Raw genomic sequence first — 20390 nt, 5'->3', positions numbered from 1 at the left:
CGGCGGCCCCTCGTCGTCCTACCGCCGCCGCAGCCGCGGCACCGCGGCCGCGCCGGCCACCAGCACGAGGACACCGCCGATGACGAAGGGCAGCGCGGGCACGTCACCGGGTTCGGCGGCGGGAACGGCGCGCTCCCGGCCGCCGTAGCCGCCGCCCGCGCCGTCACGGTCGTAGGCCGAGCCCGGCAGCTTGTCCGCGTACCGCTCGTGCAGGGCGGCGCGGTAATCCGCCAGGGACAGTTCCGTGCCCGCGGCGAGGCCGGTGACCGAGCCGTCCACGACGGTGACGGCGTCGCCGTGCACCGCGTACCAGGCGTTGACCTGCGGCTCGTGCAGGAGGTAGCCGCCGGCCGCGGCCTGGGCGTACCGCCGCTCGAAGTCACCGGACGCGACGTTGACGACGGTCCAGGCCGGGCCCTGGCGCTCCGCCCACACGGTCGCGGCGGCGCCGTCGCCGGTCCGCGCCGGGACCGCGACGTAGGCCAGTGCGGCCGGGACGTCCGACTTCCCGGCGACGAAGGCCGCCGTCGGCTCGTAGACGGGGACCTGCGTGTGCGGGTCGGCCGCCTGCTGCGCGGCCGCGGCCGCCCGGGCGCCGGGGAACTTCGTCTTCGCGAGGCGGCCGAGTGTCGCCGGACCGCTCGTGACCTGCCCGATCGCGGCGCTGTCGGCGGCGGTCGGGGTGCCGGTGGGTCCGCTCGCCGCCGACGCCTCCGCACCGCCCGTGGTGAGCATCGCGGCGCCGGCCAGCACGGCCACGCCCATCGCTTTCCGCAGCATGCTCATCCCTCGATCCCGGACAGCGTGTGGGTCCACTGGAACTGGTTGTTCGAGCGGTAGGTGTCGTAGTTCATCGAGTTGTAGCGGCTGTTGTTCGGCCACGGGTCGCCGTATTCGACCCGGGTGGCGCCGCTGGAATCGTCGTAGCCGTAGAGCACGTGCATGTGACCGCCACCGGAGCGCCAGCCGATGCGGGTGCCGATCGGCTTTCCCGCGTCGATCTGGGTTTTGACGCCGGTGAAGGAAAGCGTCCGGCCGTTGGAGTTGTACGTTCCGACGTTCGTGAAGCCGAGGTAGCGGAACACGCGCTGCTGGTCGGACAGGTAGCCCTGGTTGTTGGCGCAGCTGCTGCCGGACTCGTTGTGCGCGATCTGGCAGAACCGGGTCTGGGTGAGGGTGTATCCCCAGTAGTCGGCGATCGTGTTGCCGCTGGCGTCCCAGCACCACTGGTCCTTCTGCTGGGCCTGCATGGTGATGCCGAGGTCGGTCCGCGCCGCGGCCGCGGCGGACGGTACCTGCAGCGCGACGACCGCGGCCGAGAGCGCGACGAGTCCACGGAGGACTCTTGAAGTGGTTTTCACGAAGTGCTCCTCCAGCCGGTGACGATTCGACGTGGTGGCAGGGAATACTCCGCGCCCGGCACGGGGATCCGGTACCTACCAAGGGAGGATTGCGTCGACGGGAACCGATTCCGGCGGATTCCGGCAGGCGCAGGAGCCGGATTCCGGCATCGGCCCGGGGCCGCCGGGCGGATTCCGGCGGGCGGTTTTTGTCATTGCCGGGTTCGGGGTGACAGTTTTTCGCGAGCGCGGGCTCACCCGCGTCAGCACTCCCGCGAGAGCGGCGGTGTAGTGCCGGTGTAGCGGCCGCGCGCAGGGTTCTCCCCGTCGACGCCGGGACGCCTGCCCGGCCTACTGAGGGAGACACCATGCGAACCATCTGCCAGGCGGCCGCACTCGCGGCCGCCCTGTTCTTCGGCGGCGCGACCGTCGCTTCGGCCGCCACCGCCCCGGCGCCGGAGGTGTACTCGGAGGTGACCGCCGCCGACATCGCCGACCCGGGTGCGGTGATCACCGACTCGGCCGCGGACCTGGCCGCGGCGCGGACCGCGAACCAGGCGATCGCCTGGTTCTCCAGCCGCAACGGCAGCACCGCCTACCAGGGCTACTGCGAGAAGGCGGTGCGCCTGGCGTGGGACCGCGTGACGCACCACGCGAGCGCGATCGACCACTGGCGCTCCTCCGACGGCGCCCGCCACACGACGGGCACCCCGCCGCGCGGCGCGTTCGTGTTCTGGAACATCTCGGCCTACGGCCACGTCGGCATCGCCGACGGCAGCGGCGGAGTCTGGGCGACCAGCGTCAACGGCGCGATCGGCCACGCGCGGCAGGGCTACTTCGCCAACTACCTCGGCTGGAAGCCGGGCAACAGCAACTGACCGCGCGGTGGGGCCACCGGCGCTCCGCTCCGGCGGCCCCACCGTGTCGTCCCCCAATCACGCGAGATGCGTGTTCAAGCACGCGAGTTTCGCGTTCAGGCACCCCGATCTCGGTCGCGGGCCGGGTGCCGGGGCGTGCGGACGAGGCGGCGAGGTGGGTCAGCTCGCACGGCCGGACCGGCGAACCGACCCGGGCGGCCCGGCGGGGTGGGCGAAGCAAGATCGCGAGCCGGTCCAGCAGCCTCAGGTGCGCGCCGCCGACGGAGTTCGGCGGCGCTGGGCCTGCTCCAGGAGCGCCAGTCCCGTGGTCTCGCCCTGGTGGTTGCCCGTCTCGCGGAACACCCGCAGCGCCCGGTCGCACACCCCGCGCGCCTGCACCGGTTCGCCCGCCGCCAGCAGGGTCTGGCCGATGCCCAGGAGGGCATACGCGCTGCACCTCTCGTCGTCGAGCTCCTCGAGAATGCTCAACGCCAGCCGCAGGCACGTCAGTGACTCCGGCAACCTTCCCGTGTCGCGGTGCAGGGTGCCCAGTTCCGTCAGGACCTTCGCCTCGCGGTGCGGGTCCTCGATCTCGCGGGCCAGGTCGCGGGCGCGCCGCAGCCAGGCGTCCGCCTCGGCGAACTCGCCCAGCAGCGCGTACGTCGAGCCGATCGAATTGCGCATCTGGGCGACGCCGCTGCGGTCGTCCGCCCGCTCCAACCCGGCCAGGGCACGCTGGTAGCAGGCGAGCGCGTCGCGGGGACGGTCGCGGACGCGGGCCACCGTGCCGAGGCCCGCCACCGCCAGTGCCTCGCCGCGGACGTCGCCCAGTTCGGCGAACAGCTCCGCCGAACGCTCCATGTCGCGCGCCGCCGCCGCGTATTCGTCGTGGTACAGGCGGACCTGGCCGAGACCGCGGTGCAGGACCGCCGCCCCCGTCCGGTTGCCCGCGGCCTCGGCCGCGGCCAGCGCCGTCAGGTGGCTGCGCCGCCAGTCGTCGTACGCGCCGCGCAGGTCGTAGAACGGCACCGCCGCCGCGGTCAGCTGCCAGGCCAGCTCGTCGAGACCCGCGTCGGCCGCCAGCTGGACCGCCGCGGCCAGCAGCTTGCGTTCCGCGGTGAACCAGCCGAGCGGCTCGGCCGTCAGCCGCCCCGGCACGGGAACGGTGCCCAGTGCGGACCCGGTCATCGCGCCGAACGCGGGCGGCAGGCCGGCCGCCGCGGCCTTCGCCAGCGCCAGCAGCACCGACAGCACCCGGACGAGCGTCGCCCGCCGCGTCGGAAGGGGTTCCTCCGCGAGCAGTTCCGTCGCGTAACACCGCAGCAGGTCGTGCAGCCGGTACCGCGGGTGCCCGTTGGAATCCCGGCCCACCAGCGAAACCAGGTTGGCGTCGACGAGCACGTCGAGCACGTCGTGGGTGCCGTCGCGGTCCAGCAGCGCGTCGACCACCCAGCTCGGGAAGTCCTGCGCGCCCAGCACCGCCGACCGGCAGAACGCCGTCCGCGCGGACGGCGGCAGCTGACGCAGGCTGAGCTCGAAGCTCGGCCGGACACCGAGATCCCCGACGCGCAGCTCGCTCAGCCGGCTCGACTCGTCGGCCAGCCGGTCGTGCAGCGTGCGCAAGCTCCACGCCTGCCGCCCGGCCAGCCGCGCGCCGGCGATGCGGATCGCCAGCGGCAGGTACCCGCAGCACCGCACGATCGCCGCGGCTTCGGCCGGTTCGCCGACGACCCGGTCCGCCCCCGCCAGCTCGGACAGCAGCTGCGCAGCCTCCCGTTCGCCGAACACGGTCAGTTCGACGTGCTTCGCGCCCGCCAGCTCCGGCAGCCGCCCGCGGGTCGTGACCAGCACGGCGCACCCGGCGTCGGCGGGCAGCAGCGGGCGGACCTGCGCGGCGGTCGCGGTGTCGTCGAACACCAGCAGCATCCGGCGCCCGGCCAGGCGCGAGCGGAACAACGCGGCCCGCTGGCCGAGCCCGGCGGGGACGGTGTTGCCGGTGACGCCCAGTGCGTGCAGGAAGTCGGCGAGCACCTCGGCCGGGTCGCGCGGCGCGCCCGTGCCCGCGAGGTCGACGTAGAGCTGGCCGTCCGGGAAGCGGCCGGCGAGGCGGTGGGCGACGTGCATGGCGAGCGCCGTTTTGCCGGTGCCGGGTGCGCCGGTCAGCACGACCGGCGCCGGCCCCGCGCCGAGCGCCGTTTCGAGCTCGCGGACGTAGTCCTCGCGGCCGGTGAAGTCGGGCAGGTCGGCCGGGAGCTGCCGCAGCGGCGACGGGACGGCCGCCCGAGCCGGGCCGGGCAGCGGCCCGCCGGCCAGGATCGCGGCCTGCAGGGCCCGCAGTTCCGGTCCCGGTTCGACGCCGAGTTCGGTGACCAGCCGCTCCCGCGCGGTCGTGTAGGCCTGGAGCGCCTCGGCCCGGCGGCCGGCGCCGGCGAGCGCGAGCAGGTACTGCTGCCAGAGCCGTTCGCGGTAGGGGTGTTCGGCCAGCAGCACGGTGAGCTCGGCGATCGCGGGGTCGTGCCGGCCCAGCCGCACCTGCAGCGCCAGCCGCTCCTCGACGGCGGCCAGCCGGTTCTCGACGAGCCGGCCGAGCTCGGCGTCCCAGGCGGGCGCGGTGGGCAGGTCCTCCAGCGGGTCGCCGCGCCACAGCGCTTCGGCCTCGGCCAGCAGCCCCAGCGCCGTCTCGGGCGAGCCGTCCTTGGCCGCGCGGGCGGCCTCGCCGACGAGCCGGCCGAACCGGTGGGCGTCGACGTCGCCAGGGTCGACGACCAGCGAGTAACCCGGGCCGTGGGTGCGCAGGACGGCGCCTTCGGGCAGCAGCCGGCGCAGGCGCCACACGTAGGTCTGCAAGTTGGCGGTGGCGGACGTCGGGGGGTCGTCCGGCCAGAGGGTGTCGATCAGCTGCCCGGGCGAGACCATCCGGTTCGCGTTGAGCAGCAGGTGGGCGAGCAGGACCCGCTGCTTCGCCCCGCCGAGGGGCAGCGCCCGCCCGCCGACCGTCACGGTCAGCGGTCCGAGCAGGTGAAACCGCACTTCAGGCCCCATCGCGTGCCCCCGTTCCCGCAGCCGCCCCCAGGCGGAACCCAGCAGCCGGACTGTAACCGGACGACGGTGCGGCCCGTGGGGAAATCGCGCACATCCGAGACAGTCAGACGCCTGATGTCACTCGTTTGCCGGGGTCGGCGAGGCGCTCGGCCGCGGCGAGGCGAGCGGAGTTTCGTTCGCCGAGCAGCGGATGGGCCGGGGGAGAACGAGGCGAAGGCCGCCACGGGGACATCCCCATGACGGCCTTCGCGGGCGATCAGTCCGTGCCGAACTCCATGGCGGCGCTGTCGAGCAGTTCGTCGTTGCCCGCCTTGCCGCGCGAGGCGATCGCCTCGGCGCCCCCTTCGGGCATCGCACCGATCAGGCCGGTCGAGGCCGCCTGGGCGGCGCCGATCAGCTTCGGGTGGGAGTTGCCGCCGACCATCCCGAGGCTCGCGTACTGCTCCAGCTTCGCGCGCGAGTCCGCGATGTCGAGGTTGCGCATGGTGAGCTGGCCGATCCGGTCCACCGGGCCGAACGCCGAGTCCTGGGTGCGCTCCATCGAGAGCTTGTCCGGGTGGTAGCTGAACGCCGGGCCCGAGGTGTCCAAAAGGGAGTAGTCCTCGCCGCGGCGCAGCCGCAGGGTGACCTCGCCGGTGACGGCGGTGCCGACCCAGCGCTGCAGCGACTCGCGCAGCATCATGGCCTGGGGGTCGAGCCAGCGGCCTTCGTACATCAGGCGGCCGAGCTGGCGCCCGTGGTTGTGGTAGCTGGCGAGGGTGTCCTCGTTGTGGATCGCGTTGACCAGCCGCTCGTAGGCGGCGTGCAGCAGCGCCATGCCCGGCGCCTCGTAGATGCCGCGGCTCTTGGCCTCGATGATCCGGTTCTCGATCTGGTCGGACATGCCCAGCCCGTGCCGCCCGCCGACGGCGTTGGCCTCCAGGACGAGGTCGACGGCGGTGGCGAACTCCTTGCCGTTGATCGTCACCGGGCGACCCTGCTCGAAGCCGATCGTGACGTCCTCGGGGGCGATCTCGACCTCGGGGTCCCAGAACCGCACGCCCATGATCGGCTTGACGATCTCGATGCCGGTGTCGAGGTGCTCCAGGGACTTGGCCTCGTGGGTCGCGCCCCAGATGTTCGCGTCGGTGGAATAGGCCTTCTCGGTGCTGTCCCGGTACGGCAGGTCGTGCGCCAGCAGCCACTCCGACATCTCCTTGCGGCCGCCGAGCTCGGTGACGAAGTCGGCGTCGAGCCACGGCTTGTAGATCCGCAGGGAGGGGTTGGCCAGCAGGCCGTAGCGGTAGAACCGCTCGATGTCGTTGCCCTTGAAGGTGGAGCCGTCGCCCCAGATCTGGACGTCGTCTTCGAGCATCGCGCGCACCAGCAGCGTGCCGGTGACCGCGCGGCCCAGCGGGGTGGTGTTGAAGTAGCTGCGGCCGCCGGAGCGGATGTGGAAGGCACCGCACGTCAGCGCGGCGAGCCCCTCCTCCACCAGCGCTTCCCGGCAGTCGACCAGCCGCGCGACCTCGGCACCGTACGCCGCGGCCCGGCCGGGCACCGACGCGATGTCGGGCTCGTCGTACTGGCCGATGTCGGCGGTGTAGGTGCAGGGGACCGCGCCTTTGTCGCGCATCCACGCGACCGCTACGGAAGTGTCGAGGCCACCGGAGAAGGCGATACCGACACGCTCGCCGACGGGCAGGGAAGTGAGCACCTTGGACATGCGAATGATTATGCACGGCTATGCATCGTCGTGCAATCCGGGGTGCCCGTGCTCACGGAAACCCGGTTGACGTGCGTGGTTGCGTGAACGCATGGGCCGGATGCACGCCGACGAGCACGCGATCGACGCCGGGCTGGTCCGGCGGCTGGTGCGCGGGCAGTTCCCGCGGTGGGCGGACCTGCCGGTCACTCCCCTGGCCTCGGGCGGCACGGTCAACGCCGTGTACCGGCTCGGCACCGGCCTCACGGTCCGGCTGCCCCTGACCAGTGGCGGCGCCGGTGACATCGCGAAGGAAGCCCGGATCCGCACCGCGCTCGGAGGGCTGCCGGTGGCCGTCCCGGCCGTCCTCGCGCGGGGCGAGCCCGCCGAGGGCTACCCGTGGCCGTGGACGGTGCACGGCTGGCTCGACGGCGAACCGGCGCTCGAAGGCCGGGACGCACCGGCCCGCGAGCTGGCGAAGTTCGTCCTCGCGCTGCGGGTGAACCGGGCGGACGGTCCCCCGGCGAATCGGGGCAAGCCGCTGTCCGCGGTCGACCAGGCCACCCGCCGGGCGATCGACGAGCTGAGCCGCACCGACGAGCCGTTCGACGCGGCCGCAGCCCTCGCGGTCTGGGCCGAAGCGCTCGACGCTCCCCCGTGGACCGGGCCGCCGTGCTGGGTGCACGCCGACCTGATGCCGAGCAACCTGCTGCTGCGCGAGGGCCGCCTGAGCGGTGTCCTCGACTGGGCGACCGCGGGCCTGGGCGACCCGGCGTGCGACCTGATCCCCGCGTGGAACCTGCTGTCCGCGGCCGCGCGGCCGGTCTTCCGCGACGTCGTCGGCGCCGACGACGCGACCTGGGCCCGCGGCCGCGGCCGGGCGTTGTCGATGGCGGTGCTCCAGCTGCCGTACTACCGGCACACCAACCCCGTCATCTCGGCCAACGCCCGGTACGTCCTCAGCGAGCTGAGCTGCCTGTCGGTTCCGACAGCTTCCACAGCACGGCGTGGGCGTTCCGGCCGGGCACGGCACACGAACCCGTGACCTCCCAGTCGTTCAGCCCCTTCGCGGAGCAGATCCCGCCCTCGGCGGGCAACGGCAGGGCCGAGGGCCGGCCGGCCCGGTCCCAGACGAGCGACGTCGAGGCGTCCTTCTCCCCGAGCACGACGCCGGACCGGCTGACGGCCGTGAACCGGATCGACCCGCCGTCCGGGGCCGGGAGCACGGTGAGCGTGCCCGCCGGGTCCCAGCGCGCCACCCGGGTGGTGAAGGCCTTGTCGCGCACCTCCCCGAAGACGGTCCCGTCGTCGGTGATCGCCAGCGCCGTACTGACCTCCCAGGTGGTGTCGAGCACCGTGGGCCGGCCCGTCGAATCCCACTTCGCCGCGTGGGTGCCGATGCTGCCGACCACGGTGCCGGCGTTGTCGAGGTCGTGCAGTGAACCGCCGTCGGTGAGCTCGACGACGTTGCCCGCCGGGTCCCAGTACGTGGCCTCGCTGATCACCGCGCCCGCGTCGTTCATCGCCCGGACCCGGCCGAGGCCGAGCACGGTCACCTCGCCCGAGCTGTCCCACCGCACCGCGGCGTCCGGGCCGGGCGCGCCGTAGGCGGTCCCGGCGACCACGCCGCGTTCGTTGATCGCGACCGGCGTGGACCACGAGTAGCCGGGGAAGCCGGTCGGCTGTTCCAGCTCCACCGGTACGCCGGAGGCGTCCCAGCGGGTGGCCCGCCCGGTGTCGACGTGGTTGGTCGAGTCCCCGATCGCCACCCCGGCCTCGTTGACGGCGGTCGCCTTCACCTCGGCGTAGCCGTCGAGCGGCCGCAGGTCGGAAATCCGGCCCGCCGCGTCCCACCGGGCCCCGTGCACGTGGAAGGCCGGGTCGTACGCCTCGCCGAACACCGTTCCGTGGTTCGTCACCCGCAGTCCCTCGCTGGTGAGGCCACCGGGCAGCGTGCCCAGGTCGATCGGCCCGCGGATCTCGTCCGCACCCGCCGGCACCGCGGCGAGCACCGTCACCGCCGCCGCCGTCGCAAGAACTCCTCTGAACATCCCTGTTCCTCCCTGTCAGGTCGGTTCCGGGTGTTCACGCGCGACGGCGGCGATCGGTTGAGTCAGCCCGGCAGGAGCGCCGGGGCCGCGAGGCGGGTGGCGTTCGCCGCCGCGTCGTCCGGGGCCTCCTGCGCCGAGCGCTCCGCCTCGACCCGGGCCAGGTAGTTGGCCACCTCGCGGCCGGCCCGGTGCGCGTCCCAGCCCAGCAGCGGGGCCATCAGCTCCGCGACCACCGGGGCCGCCGTGACGCCGCGGTCGCGTTCCTCGATCGAGATGCGCGTCCGCCGGGTGAGCACGTCCTCCAGGTGCAGCGCACCCTCGTGGGAAACCGCGTAGACGGCCTCCGCGCGCAGGTACTCCGACGCGCCCGGGATCGGCGAACCCAGGTCGGGCTGCTCCTTGATCAGGTCCAGGAGGTTCCAGATCCGCGTCCCGTACCGCTGCAGCAGGTGCTCGACGCGGGGCAGCGGCAGTCCCGTCCGGGAGGCGAGACCGGCCCGGTCCTCCCAGAGCTCGTGGTAGCCCTCGGCACCGGCGATCGGGAGCCGGTCGGTCCACGACGGCGGGGCCGGGCGGCCGAGCTCCTCGACCACGACGTCGACCGCGTCCGCGGCCATCACCCGGTACGTCGTGTACTTGCCGCCGGCCACGATGACCAGGCCCGGCACCGGGTGCGCCACCGCGTGCTCCCGGGAAAGCTTCGTCGTCGCGGCCGCCTTCGCCGCCAGCAGCGGCCGGAGCCCCGCGTAGACGCCCTCGATGTCGTCATGCGTCACCGGGGTACGCAGGACGGCGTTGAGGTGCTCCAGCACGTAGTCGACGTCCGCGCGGCTCGCCGCCGGGTGCTCGCGGTCGAGGCCCCACTCGGTGTCGGTGGTGCCGACGATCCAGTGCCGTCCCCACGGGATGACGAACAGCACGCTCTTCTCGGTGCGCAGGATCAGCCCGGTGTCCAGGTCGATCTTCTCCCGCGGCACCACCAGGTGGATGCCCTTCGACGCGCGGACGGTGAACGGCGCGGGGATCCCGGCCGCCGCCGCCATGTCGTCGCTCCAGACACCGGTGGCCGCCACCACCGTGCGAGCGCGGATCTCGAACTCGACGCCGCTTTCGCGGTCCACGACCTTGGCGCCGACCACGCGCTCGCCGTCGCGAAGCAGCGAAGTGACGCGAGCCCGCGTGAGCACCGAAGCGCCCTGCTCGGCGGCCGTCCGCGCGATCGTCATCGTGTGGCGGGCGTCGTCGACCTGGGCGTCGTAGTACTGGATCGCCCCGATCAGCGCGTCGTCGGCGAGGGCCGGCGCCACCTTGAAGGCACCTCGCTTGGACAGGTGCCGGTGCCGCGGCAGCGCGCGGGCCCCGCCGAGGGTGTCGTACAGCGTGACGCCGGCGCCGATGTAGCCGCGCTCCCACACCCGGTGCTGCAGCGGGACCAGGAACTTGACCGGCCGCACCAGGTGCGGGGCCAGCTTCTGCAGCAGCAGCCCCCGCTCCTTGAGCGCTTCGCGCACCAGCTTGAAGTCCAGCTGCTCCAGGTAGCGCAGGCCGCCGTGGATGAGCTTGGACGACCGGCTGGACGTGCCGGCGGCGAAGTCGCGGGCCTCGACCAGCGCGGTGGAAAGCCCGCGCGACGCGGCGTCGAGCGCGATCCCGGCGCCGGTCACTCCCCCGCCGACGACCAGGACGTCGACCTCTTCGCGCGCCAGTTTCCGCAGCGTCTCCACGCGGTAGACCGGGGAAAGCGGTGTCACGGTGTTCCTCCTCATGGTCACTGCACGTCGACCCAGTCGAGGGTGCGGCCGACGGCCTTCTGCCAGCCCGCGTAGCCCTCGGCGCGCTGCTCGTCGGTCCACGTCGGCGTCCAGCGCTTGTCTTCGTTCCAGTTCTGTTCGAGCTCGTCGGTCGAGGACCAGAAGCCGACGGCCAGCCCGGCCGCGTAGGCGGCGCCGAGCGCGGTCGTCTCGGCGACGACCGGCTTCGACACCGGGACGCCGAGGATGTCCGCCTGCAGCTGCATGCACAGCTCGTTGGCGGTGACGCCACCGTCCACGCGCAGCACGTCGAGCGGGACGCCGGAGTCGTTCTGCATGGCCTCGACGACGTCACGGGTCTGGTAGCAGATCGCCTCCAGCGTCGCCCGCGCGATGTGGGCGTTGGTGGTCGCGCGGGTCAGCCCGACAATCGCGCCGCGGGCGTCCGAACGCCAGTACGGCGCGAACAGCCCCGAGAACGCCGGGACGAAGTAGGCGCCACCGTTGTCCTCGACCTGGCGGGCCAGGCTCTCGCTCTGGGACGCGCCGCTGATGATGCCCAGCTGGTCGCGCAGCCACTGCACCGCCGACCCGGTGACCGCGATCGAGCCTTCCAGCGCGTAGACCGGCTTCTCGTCGCCGAACTGGTAGCACAGGGTCGTCAGGAGGCCGTGCTTCGAGCGGACCAGCTCCTGGCCGGTGTTGAGCAGCAGGAAGTTGCCGGTGCCGTAGGTGTTCTTCGCCTCGCCGGGCCGGAAGCAGACCTGCCCGACGGTGGCCGCCTGCTGGTCGCCGAGGACGCCGGTGATGGCGACCTCGCCGCCGAGCGGGCCGTCCGCGCGGGTGGTGCCGAAGAAGCCCGGGTTCGACGACGGCCGGATCGACGGCAGCATCGCACGGGGGACGTTGAAGAACGACAGCAGTTCGTCGTCCCAGTCGAGTGTCTCGAGGTCCATCAGCATGGTGCGCGAGGCGTTGGTCGGGTCGGTGACGTGGACGCCGCCGTCCGGGCCGCCGGTGAGGTTCCAGATCAGCCACGAGTCGGTGGTGCCGAAGAGGGCGTCGCCCTTCTCGGCGTCCTCGCGCACGCCGTCGACGTTCTCGAGGATCCACTGCAGCTTGCCGCCGGAGAAGTACGTCGCGGGCGGCAGGCCGGCCTTGCGGCGGATGACGTCGCCCTTGCCCTCGCGCTCGAGCGCCGAGGCGATCCGGTCGGTCCGGGTGTCCTGCCAGACGATCGCGTGGCCGTACGGGCGGCCGGTGCGGCGGTTCCACACGACGGTGGTCTCGCGCTGGTTGGTGATGCCCAGCGCGGCGAGGTCACCGGCGGTGAGGTCGGCCTTGTTCAACGCGGTCGCGATGACCGAGCGGGTGCGTTCCCAGATCTCGGTGGCGTCGTGCTCGACCCAGCCCGGCTTGGGCAGGATCTGCTCGTGCTCGAGCTGGTGGCGGGCGATCTCGTTGCCGCCGTGGTCGAAGATCATGAAGCGGGTGCTGGTGGTGCCCTGGTCTACGGCGCCGACGAAGTCAGGCATGGTGGTTCTCCGTTTCAGGCGGCGGGCTCGAGGTCCTTGGCGGGCATGGCGTCCAGCGGGTCCCCCGTGGGGAGGAAGCGCTCGATCAGGAACTTGTAGATCGCGCCGCCGACGAGGGCGCCGAGGACCGGGGCCACGATCGGGATCCACCAGTAGGGGAAGCCGTACTGGTCCGACCACGCTGTGTCGTAGCCGGTCAGCCAGGACGCGAGGCGGGGGCCGAAGTCACGGGCGGGGTTGATCGCGTAGCCGGCGTTCGTGCCCCAGGCCATGCCGATCGCGACGACGAGGAAGCCGACGACGACCGGGGCCAGGTTCGCGCCCGGCGAGGTGTTGCGGAGGTCGGTGATGGCGAAGAGGACGATCAGCAGGATCGCGGTGCCGATGATCTGGTCGCGGAAGGCGCCCCAGTCACCCACGGGGAGCGTGCCGTTACCCGGAAGGGTGGAGAACACGCCCTGGGTCTTGATGGTGAGGCCGGGGTCCTTGGCGTTGAGCACCTCGGTGTAGTTCCAGCGCACGAGCAGGGCGGCGACGAAGGCACCGGCCGTCTGGGCCAGGGCGTAGGGGGCGACCTTGCGCCATTCGAAGCCCTTGAACACCGCCAGCGCGATGGTCACGGCCGGGTTCAGGTGCGCGCCGCTGATCCGCGATGCGACGTAGACACCGAGCGTGACGCCGAGCCCCCAGGCCCAGGCGATGCTGTCGTGGTCCCCGATGCCCGCGGCGACGACCTGCGCCACCACCCCGCACCCGAACAGGATGAGGATCATCGTCCCCACGAACTCGGCGGCCATCTCGCCGCCGAGCCCGCGGGCCTTGAGGTTTCGCACCATTGCTTTCCTCCACAAAGGACCGTTCGTTCCCCCTGGTGAGGGAAAGCTAGGTTCACCCGGGTGGGCGGTCAACGGACGGCGGTCGGCATTGTCGAACGGCCGATGTGGATGTTCGACATTGTCGAATCACGGCCGGTCAGGTTACCGATCCGGCCGAAAGCAGGCGGACCCCAACTGGAGCGAACTTGCTCGACGGGACCTGTTCCGCCGTGACTGCCGGTCGGATTGGTAACGATCGGTACAGTAGGGTCGCGCCGTGCCCGGTCCGATCCAGTCCATCGAGCGCGCCGCCGCGATCCTGCGGTTGCTGGCGCGCGGCTCGGGGCGGCTGGGGGTCGGCGAGATCGCCGAATCGCTGGAGCTGGCGAAGGGCACCGCGCACGGGATCCTGCGCACGCTGCAGGGCGTCGGGTTCGTCGAGCAGGACCGCGACACCGGCAAGTACCAGCTCGGCGCGGCGCTGCTGCACCTGGGCACGAGCTACCTCGACGTCAACGAGCTGCGGTCCCGGGCCATCAATTGGGCCGACGCCCTGGCCTCGCGCAGCGGCGAGGCGGTCCGGATCGGGGCGTCCCTGGAGGGCCGGGTGCTGGTCGTGCACCACGTGTTCCGGCCGGACGACAGCCTGCAGACCCTCGACGTCGGCACGCTGCTGCCACTGCACGCGACCGCGCTCGGCAAAGTCCTGCTCGCCTACGACTCGACGCTGAAGGCGGCCCCGGAGCCGTACACGCGCCGCACCCTGGTCACCCAGACGGCGATCAAGCGAGCGTGTGCGAAGGTACGGGAGGCGGGCTGGGCGGTGGAGAACGGCGAGATGATCTCCGGGGAAGCCGGGATCGCGGCCCCGATCCGCGGCCACGGCGGCATCGTGGTGGGCGCGATCGGCGTGTCCGGCGCGGTCGAGCGGATCTGCGAGCCCGACGGCGGCCCGAGCCCGCGGCTGCTGGGCCACGTCCGCGACGCGGCCCGTGCGGTCTCGCGCGACCTGGGCGCGTCCCGGTGGTGAGGTGGCGCGGCCGGGTTCGCGACGCCGCCCGCGGTCGCCCCCGGCTCGACCGGCCCGGCCGCCACCGCGAGGTGGCCGCACCCGCGCCGGACCGGCGCGGCCCGATCGGCACGGAGGTGAGCACGTGGTCCAGCGGTACGTGATGTCCATCGACCAGGGCACCACCTCGACCCGGTGCATCCTGTTCGACGCCCGCGGCCGGCTCGTCTCCGTCGTGCAGCGCGAGCACCAGCAGCACTTCCCGCGGCCCGGCTGGGTCGAACACGACGCGACCGAGATCTGGCGGAACGTGTCCCGGATCGTGCCGCAGGCGCTGGCCGACGCCGGGGCGACCGCCGAGCAGATCGTCGGCCTCGGGATCGCCAACCAGCGCGAGACCACCGTGCTGTGGGACCGCCGCACCGGCAACCCGGTCGGGCGCGCGATCGTCTGGCAGGACACCCGCACCGACGCCATGCTCGAACAGCTCGCCCGCGAACCCGGCGCCGACCGCGTCCGGCAGCTGTGCGGCCTGCCGCTGGCGACGTACTTCTCCGCGCCCCGCATCCGCTGGCTGCTCGAGCGCACGCCGGGCCTGCGCGAGCGCGCCGAACGCGGCGACGTCCTCTTCGGCACCATCGAGACCTGGCTGATCTGGAACCTGACCGGCGGCGCCGAGGGCGGCGTGCACGTCACCGACGTCACCAACGCCTCGCGCACCATGCTGATGAACCTGCGCACGCTGTCCTGGGACGACGAGCTGCTGGAGTTCTTCGACGTCCCGCGCGCGATGCTGCCGGAGATCCGGTCCTCCACGGAGGTCTACGGGACGACGTCGCGCGTGGTGCCCGGGATCCGGATCGCGGCGGCGCTGGGCGACCAGCAGGCGGCGCTGTTCGGCCAGACCTGCTTCGCGCCCGGCGAGGCGAAGTGCACGTACGGCACCGGCAGTTTCCTGCTGCTCAACACCGGCCCGACACCGGTGCTGTCCACCCACGGCATGCTCACCACGGTCGGCTTCAAGATCGGCGACGAGCCGGCGGTGTACGCACTGGAAGGGTCGATCGCGGTCACCGGGTCACTGGTGCAGTGGTTCCGCGACGGCCTCGAGCTGATCGGCAGCGCACCCGAGATCGAGACCCTGGCGCGCACGGTCGAGGACAACGGCGGCTGCTACATCGTGCCGGCGTTCTCCGGGCTGTTCGCGCCGCACTGGCACAGTGAGGCGCGCGGCGTGATCGCCGGGCTGACGTCGTACATCACGAAGGGCCACCTGGCGCGGGCGGTGCTGGAGGCGACCGGCTGGCAGACCCGCGAGGTCGTCGACGCGATGAACGCCGACTCCGGGCTGGCGCTCACGACGTTGAAGGTCGACGGCGGGATGACGGCCGACAACCTGCTGATGCAGTGCATCGCCGACGTGCTCGACGTGCCGGTGGTGCGCCCGATGGTGGCGGAGACGGTGTCGCTCGGCGCGGCGTACGCGGCGGGGCTGTCCGTGGGGTACTGGCCGGACCTGGAGGGCTTGCGGCGCAACTGGCACCGCGCCGGCCAGTGGCTGCCGGCGATGGACCCGGCCCGCCGCGACTCCGAGTACGCGCACTGGCGCCAGGCGGTGGAGCTGACGTTCGGCTGGATGCGCCCGGCCCCGGCCGCGGCGGCGCCGGGCTCGGACCTGGTCGAGGTCCTGCTGGCCGACCACCGCCGGTTCGAGCAGCTGCTGCGCGACCTGCGCAACACCGAAGCCGACCGCCCGGCCTTGGTGGCGGAGCTGGCGGCCCTGCTGGTCGCCCACGCGACGGCGACCGAGCGCATCGTCCGCCCGGCGGCCCCGGGCGACCCGTTCGCGGAGGACCTGCTGGCGGTCTTGGAGGGCGACGACTTCGAGAAGGCGTTGCTGCGCTTGGAGAACGTCGTGGACGCCCACGTCCGCGGCGAGGAACGCGGGCTGGTGAACGACCTGCGCCGGAGTACGTCCACTTCGGACCGGACGGGACTGGGCCGGGCGTTCGTCGCGGAACGGCGCCGCCAGCTGGATCTCGACTGCGGCGGGGTGAACCACATCCGCGAACTGGGCGACCGGCTGAAGCTGTAGCGCTGCACCTTCCCGCCGCCTTCTTCGCCGCCGCCGCTGGACGCGCCGGCGCCGCACCCAGCGGTTGACACCGCGGCGGCGGAACCGAAATGATCTGCGCACAAGTGAATCCGTAACCAGTCGGCGCCGTGGTGGTAGGTGGGTGCGCCGGCGTGTTCGCGCACGTCGCGAACACGCCCGACCCACCCTGGAGGTTTTCGTGTCCCCCCACCCCGAGGTCGACGTCGTCGTGGTCGGCGCCGGCATGGCCGGTCTCGTGTGCGCGCATCGCCTGCGCCGCCGGGGAATCGGCGTCCTCGTCCTCGAAGCCTGCGATCGACCCGGTGGCCGTACGGTCGGCGCCGAGGTCGGCGGCGAGTCCGTCGATCTCGGTGGCCAGTTCGTCGGACCGGGCCAGGACCGGGTTTACGCGCTGGCCGCGGAACTCGGCGTAGCCACCTTCCCGACGTACACGGCAGGCTCGAACGTGCTCGAAACCGAGACCGGACGGTTGCGGCCGTTTCGCGGCATGGCGCCGAGACTCGGCCCGTCGACGCTGCTCGACGTCGCGCGGGCGCGGTTTCGCCTGGACCGGCTGGCCCGGGATATCGACACCGAAACACCCTGGCGCAGCCCGGACGCGGCCGCGCTCGACGGGCAGACCCTGCAGTCGTGGATCGACCGCAGGGTGCACACCCGGGGCGGGCGCCGGTTCCTCACCCTGGCCTGCCAGGCCATCTGGGCCTGTGAACCGAGTGAGCTGTCGCTGCTGCACGCCCTGTTCTCCATCAAATCAGCGGGCAGCCTGTCGGCGTTGACCGATTTCGAAGGCGGCGCGCAACAAGACCGGTTGGCGGGCGGGGCCCATGGCCTCGCCGCCCGGCTCGCCGCCGGCCTGGACGCCGGCCTGCTCCTGAATGCCCCGGTCCGGCGGATCGAGCAGGACGACCGCGGCGCCACCGTGATCACCGAGGACGGAACCGCCTGGCGCGCCGGACAGGTGGTGGTCGCGGTGCCTCCACCGCTCGCGAGCCGGATCGCCTACCAGCCGCCGATGCCGGCCGGACGCGACACCCTGCTGCAGCGACTGCCCATGGGCAGCGTGCTGAAGTGCATCGCCACGTACCCGGAACCGTTCTGGCGGACGGCCGGTCTCAGCGGCGCGGCCCTCAGTTTGCGCGGCCCCATCGCGCTGACCGCCGACAGCAGCCCGCAGTCGGGCCGGTGCGGCGTCCTGATCGGCTTCGTCAACGGCGCAACCGCTCGAGATCTCACCACCCGCTCCGAGGCCGGCCGCCGGGCACTCCTGCTCGACGCGCTGAGCCGCCTGTTCGGTCCACCGGCCGGCAGGCCCGTGGCCTTCGCCGAACGAAACTGGACCGAGGAGCCGTTCACCCGTGGCGCCTACGCGGCGGTGTTCCCGCCGGGGGCCTGGACCGGGCCGGGCTCCGCACTCCGCGCCGGCGTCGGCCGGATCCATTGGGCGGGAACGGAAACTTCACCCCGCTGGTACGGCTACATCGAAGGCGCCGTGCAGTCGGGCGAACGCACGGCGGACGCGATCATCCGGACGCACCGGCCCCGTCCGCCGGCGCCGGTGCGGTGAAGCTGCTCGACGGCCATCGTGATCCTGGCGGTGCGGGCGGTTCGCCCCGGTGGCGCGTGGCCCGTGCCGTCAGAGCTTCCTAGCCGGCCCGGAGGCAGCGGCTGCTCTCCCGCACCACGAGCTCCACCTCGACCGTTCCCCACGCCGGGGCCGCCACGCCTTCGATGTGGGCCGCAAGGGTCGCCAGGGTCCGGCGGCCCGCCGCCACGAAGTCCTGGCGGACCGTCGTCAACGGGGGTGCGAAGTACGCGGCCTCGGGGACGTCGTCGAAGCCGACCACGTGTGCGTCGCGCGGGACTCGCATGCCCGCCTCCGCGAACGCCGCCAGCAGGCCGAGAGCCATGTGGTCGTTGGCCGAAAACACCGCGCCCACGCCCGATTCGACGGCCAGGGACTGGCCGGCGCGGTAGCCGGAACGGGCGGACCAGTCGCCGCGCATCACCGGCGGGATCTCCGCTCCGTGGCGTTCGAGGGTTTCGCGCCAGCCTTGCTCGCGGGCGCGCGCCGCCGGGCCGTCTTCGGGGCCGCCCAGGTGCCAGACCGTCGGGTGGCCGAGCTCCAGGAGGTGCTCGGTGGCCCGGCGCGCGCCCGCGTACTGGTCGGTCGACGCCGCCGGCACCAGGGGGATGCCGGCGGCCGGGGCCAGCTCGGCCAGCAGGTGCCCGTCGAGCACGACGATCCCGGTCACCCCCTGCAGCTGCAGGCCGTCCACCGCGGCCAGCACCGCCGCACCGTCGTGGCCCGCCGCGCTGAAGACGCTCAGCGGGTATTCCTGCTCGCGGGCGGCCGCGCGGAGACCGTGCAGGACCGGGCCGGACGCGGACGAGCCGGTGGCGATCACCCCGAGCGTGCCCCGCCGCCGGCGGGCCCGCGCGCGGAGGGGGCCGTCGGGACCTGCGTCGTCCACGGGCATGGGTCGATGTTAGCGATCACATCGCGGGACGTGAACTTTGTTCACCTTCCATAAATAACGAACCGATAACGGCGCCGACGCGGCTTGAACCGGCCCCACCCGGCGGCCGTTCCACCCAATGCCGGAACCAGTGACACCGGGCGCGTTCCCGATACCCGCGCCCCCGGTGCCGCTCCCCGGGTTCCGCGCGTCTCCAGCCCGGGCACGCACGCTGTCTTCGCCGTGCCCGGAAAACCGAACGAGGTGAACTTTGGCCCGGAATACTTCCCGCACCCCCGCCACGGGCAGACATCGCATCACCCGTCGCACGAAGATCGCGACCGGCGGTCTGGCGCTCGCGCTGGCCGTCGGCGGCATCGTCGTCGCGACCACCGCCGGCCGCACCGGCGAGGCCAGCGCGGACGAGGCCGACCCGTCGTTCTTCATCGACATCGCGAAGGTCCCCTCGGGCATCAACGTGAACAAGGCGCTGCAGCAGAAGGGCGCCCGCGGCACGTTCACCGTGGACTGCGGCCGCAACGAAAACCAGCACTTCAACCCCGACAACTTCATCGCCCAGCCGGGGATCAAGAACGGTGCCCAGCACCTGCACGACTACGTCGGCAACCTGTCCACCAACGCCGACTCGAACAACAAGAGCCTGCTCAAGGCCGGCACCACGTGCAAGAACGGCGACAAGTCCGCCTACTTCTGGCCCGTCGTCCGCATCGACACCGGCGACGCCGAGAAGAACCCGCCCGCCACGCAGCCCGACCGGGCCGGCAGCGCCAAGGACAAGGCGAGCGCCCAGGTCGAGTGCCCCGACGTCGCGAGCAAGCTCCCCGACGTCCCGGACCAGGCGATGGCCGAGGTCGACCGCAACCTCGACCTGCTCGACAAGCAGATCGACGAGGCCAACAAGCGGATCGCGAACGGCGACCTCAAGACGCCGCAGGACATCCAGAACGCCGTCGTCGGCCCGCTCAAGGACAAGCGCGCGGCCACCATCGACCGGATCGCCATCGCGATCGGCCGCCGGGCCGCGAAGCCGACGAACCTCGGCGGGCTCGCGCAGTGCGCGCTCAAGCAGAACGGCCAGGGCGGCATCGACAACGGCGGCCAGAACAGCAACGGCCAGCCCGCCGAACTGCCCGGCGTCAACGACAAGAACGAGGTCGGCGACAACGACGGCGAGATCCAGCGCGTCCAGTCGGCGACGATCACGTTCACCAGCGGCGGCGCGAGCAAGGTCGTCGCGATGCCGCAGTTCCTCCGCATCCTCTACGGCGACGCCAAGCAGAGCACCAACGGCCCGGCCAACGCCCGGCCCAGCTGGACCTGCACCGGCTTCGAGGACCGGCTCACCGACCACTACCCGATCTGCCCGCAGAACAGCAAGGTGGAGCGCATCCACGCCTTCCCGAACTGCTGGGACGGCAAGAACATCGACAGCGCCAACCACCGCACGCACATCGTGTTCGCGGACCAGCAGGGCAAGTGCCCGCAGGGCTTCAAGAACGTCCCGCAGCTGGTGATCAAGCTGGTCTACAACATCCCGCGGGACATCCAGGTCAAGGGCCAGTACAAAGTGGACGCCTTCGCGCAGGAGAAGCACAACCCCCGCTCGGACCACGACGACTTCGCCAACGTCATGGGCCAGCGCCTGATGAACCAGGTCGTCAACTGCATCAACACCGGCAAGCGCTGCAACCAGTGACCCGCTGACCGGCCCTT

15 protein-coding genes are annotated in these 20390 nt (G+C 72.5%); 6 read left to right on the top strand and 9 right to left on the bottom strand.

The window, feature by feature from the left end:
- Positions 1-18 precede the first annotated feature (18 nt).
- Complete coding sequence (locus AB0M80_RS39890; protein WP_364575309.1) at positions 19-786, bottom strand: hypothetical protein; 768 nt, start codon at positions 784-786, stop codon at positions 19-21.
- Entirely contained in the window at positions 783-1361 is a 579-nt protein-coding gene (locus AB0M80_RS39885; RefSeq protein WP_364575307.1) for a papain-like cysteine protease family protein, read from the bottom strand. Before AB0M80_RS39885 ends, AB0M80_RS39890 begins: the two co-directional genes overlap by 4 nt.
- 347 nt (positions 1362-1708) lie before the next feature.
- On the opposite strand from AB0M80_RS39885, the gene AB0M80_RS39880 reads away from it, so the two are divergent.
- Positions 1709-2218 carry a hypothetical protein gene (locus AB0M80_RS39880; protein WP_364575306.1) on the top strand — a complete coding sequence of 170 codons (510 nt, stop codon included), beginning with the start codon at positions 1709-1711 and terminating at the stop codon, positions 2216-2218.
- Between the two features lie 243 nt (positions 2219-2461).
- Here the strand turns inward: AB0M80_RS39880 and AB0M80_RS39875 are convergent, their stop codons facing one another.
- A complete protein-coding gene (locus AB0M80_RS39875) occupies positions 2462-5227 on the bottom strand; it encodes a BTAD domain-containing putative transcriptional regulator (RefSeq protein WP_364575305.1) in 2766 nt (921 codons plus the stop codon).
- 268 nt (positions 5228-5495) lie between these two features.
- Entirely contained in the window at positions 5496-6944 is a 1449-nt protein-coding gene (gene argG / locus AB0M80_RS39870) for an argininosuccinate synthase (RefSeq protein ID WP_364575304.1), read from the bottom strand.
- A gap of 91 nt (positions 6945-7035) precedes the next feature.
- On the opposite strand from argG, the gene AB0M80_RS39865 reads away from it, so the two are divergent.
- Positions 7036-7968: an aminoglycoside phosphotransferase family protein gene (locus AB0M80_RS39865; protein WP_364575350.1), complete on the top strand. Its 933-nt coding sequence runs from the start codon at positions 7036-7038 to the stop codon at positions 7966-7968.
- Here AB0M80_RS39865 and AB0M80_RS39860 read toward each other — a convergent pair.
- The 4 genes from AB0M80_RS39860 to AB0M80_RS39845 all read right to left on the bottom strand — a co-directional run bounded on the left by AB0M80_RS39860 (position 7883) and on the right by AB0M80_RS39845 (position 13096).
- Positions 7883-8974 carry a hypothetical protein gene (locus AB0M80_RS39860; protein WP_364575302.1) on the bottom strand — a complete coding sequence of 364 codons (1092 nt, stop codon included), beginning with the start codon at positions 8972-8974 and terminating at the stop codon, positions 7883-7885. The two genes, AB0M80_RS39865 and AB0M80_RS39860, sit on opposite strands and share 86 nt — an antisense overlap.
- A gap of 62 nt (positions 8975-9036) precedes the next feature.
- Positions 9037-10740, bottom strand: coding sequence for a glycerol-3-phosphate dehydrogenase (gene glpD / locus AB0M80_RS39855; protein ID WP_364575300.1), 1704 nt, complete (start codon positions 10738-10740; stop codon positions 9037-9039).
- A 2-nt stretch (positions 10741-10742) separates the two neighbouring features.
- Positions 10743-12260 (bottom strand): glycerol kinase GlpK, encoded by a 1518-nt coding sequence (gene glpK / locus AB0M80_RS39850; protein WP_364575298.1) that lies wholly within the window; start codon positions 12258-12260, stop codon positions 10743-10745.
- Between the two features lie 14 nt (positions 12261-12274).
- Positions 12275-13096: an MIP/aquaporin family protein gene (locus AB0M80_RS39845; RefSeq protein ID WP_364575296.1), complete on the bottom strand. Its 822-nt coding sequence runs from the start codon at positions 13094-13096 to the stop codon at positions 12275-12277.
- 256 nt (positions 13097-13352) lie between these two features.
- On the opposite strand from AB0M80_RS39845, the gene AB0M80_RS39840 reads away from it, so the two are divergent.
- The 3 genes from AB0M80_RS39840 to AB0M80_RS39830 all read left to right on the top strand — a co-directional run bounded on the left by AB0M80_RS39840 (position 13353) and on the right by AB0M80_RS39830 (position 17764).
- Positions 13353-14105: an IclR family transcriptional regulator gene (locus AB0M80_RS39840; RefSeq protein WP_364575295.1), complete on the top strand. Its 753-nt coding sequence runs from the start codon at positions 13353-13355 to the stop codon at positions 14103-14105.
- A 124-nt stretch (positions 14106-14229) separates the two neighbouring features.
- The gene (glpK, locus tag AB0M80_RS39835) at positions 14230-16179 is read left to right on the top strand and encodes a glycerol kinase GlpK (RefSeq protein ID WP_364575293.1); all 1950 of its coding nucleotides are present in this window, start codon (positions 14230-14232) and stop codon (positions 16177-16179) included.
- A gap of 199 nt (positions 16180-16378) precedes the next feature.
- Positions 16379-17764, top strand: a complete 1386-nt coding sequence (locus AB0M80_RS39830) for a flavin monoamine oxidase family protein (protein WP_364575291.1) — start codon at positions 16379-16381, stop codon at positions 17762-17764.
- 79 nt (positions 17765-17843) lie between these two features.
- On the opposite strand, the gene AB0M80_RS39825 is transcribed toward AB0M80_RS39830, so the two are convergent.
- The gene (locus AB0M80_RS39825) at positions 17844-18677 is read right to left on the bottom strand and encodes a substrate-binding domain-containing protein (RefSeq protein ID WP_364575289.1); all 834 of its coding nucleotides are present in this window, start codon (positions 18675-18677) and stop codon (positions 17844-17846) included.
- 250 nt (positions 18678-18927) lie between these two features.
- Here AB0M80_RS39825 and AB0M80_RS39820 point away from each other — a divergent pair, with 250 nt between their 5' ends.
- Positions 18928-20373: a DUF1996 domain-containing protein gene (locus tag AB0M80_RS39820; RefSeq protein WP_364575287.1), complete on the top strand. Its 1446-nt coding sequence runs from the start codon at positions 18928-18930 to the stop codon at positions 20371-20373.
- Positions 20374-20390 lie beyond the last annotated feature (17 nt).

This window comes from Amycolatopsis sp. NPDC051045, assembly GCF_040682955.1.
Lineage (GTDB): Bacteria > Actinomycetota > Actinomycetes > Mycobacteriales > Pseudonocardiaceae > Amycolatopsis.
This window is presented reverse-complemented; position numbering and strand designations above follow the sequence as displayed.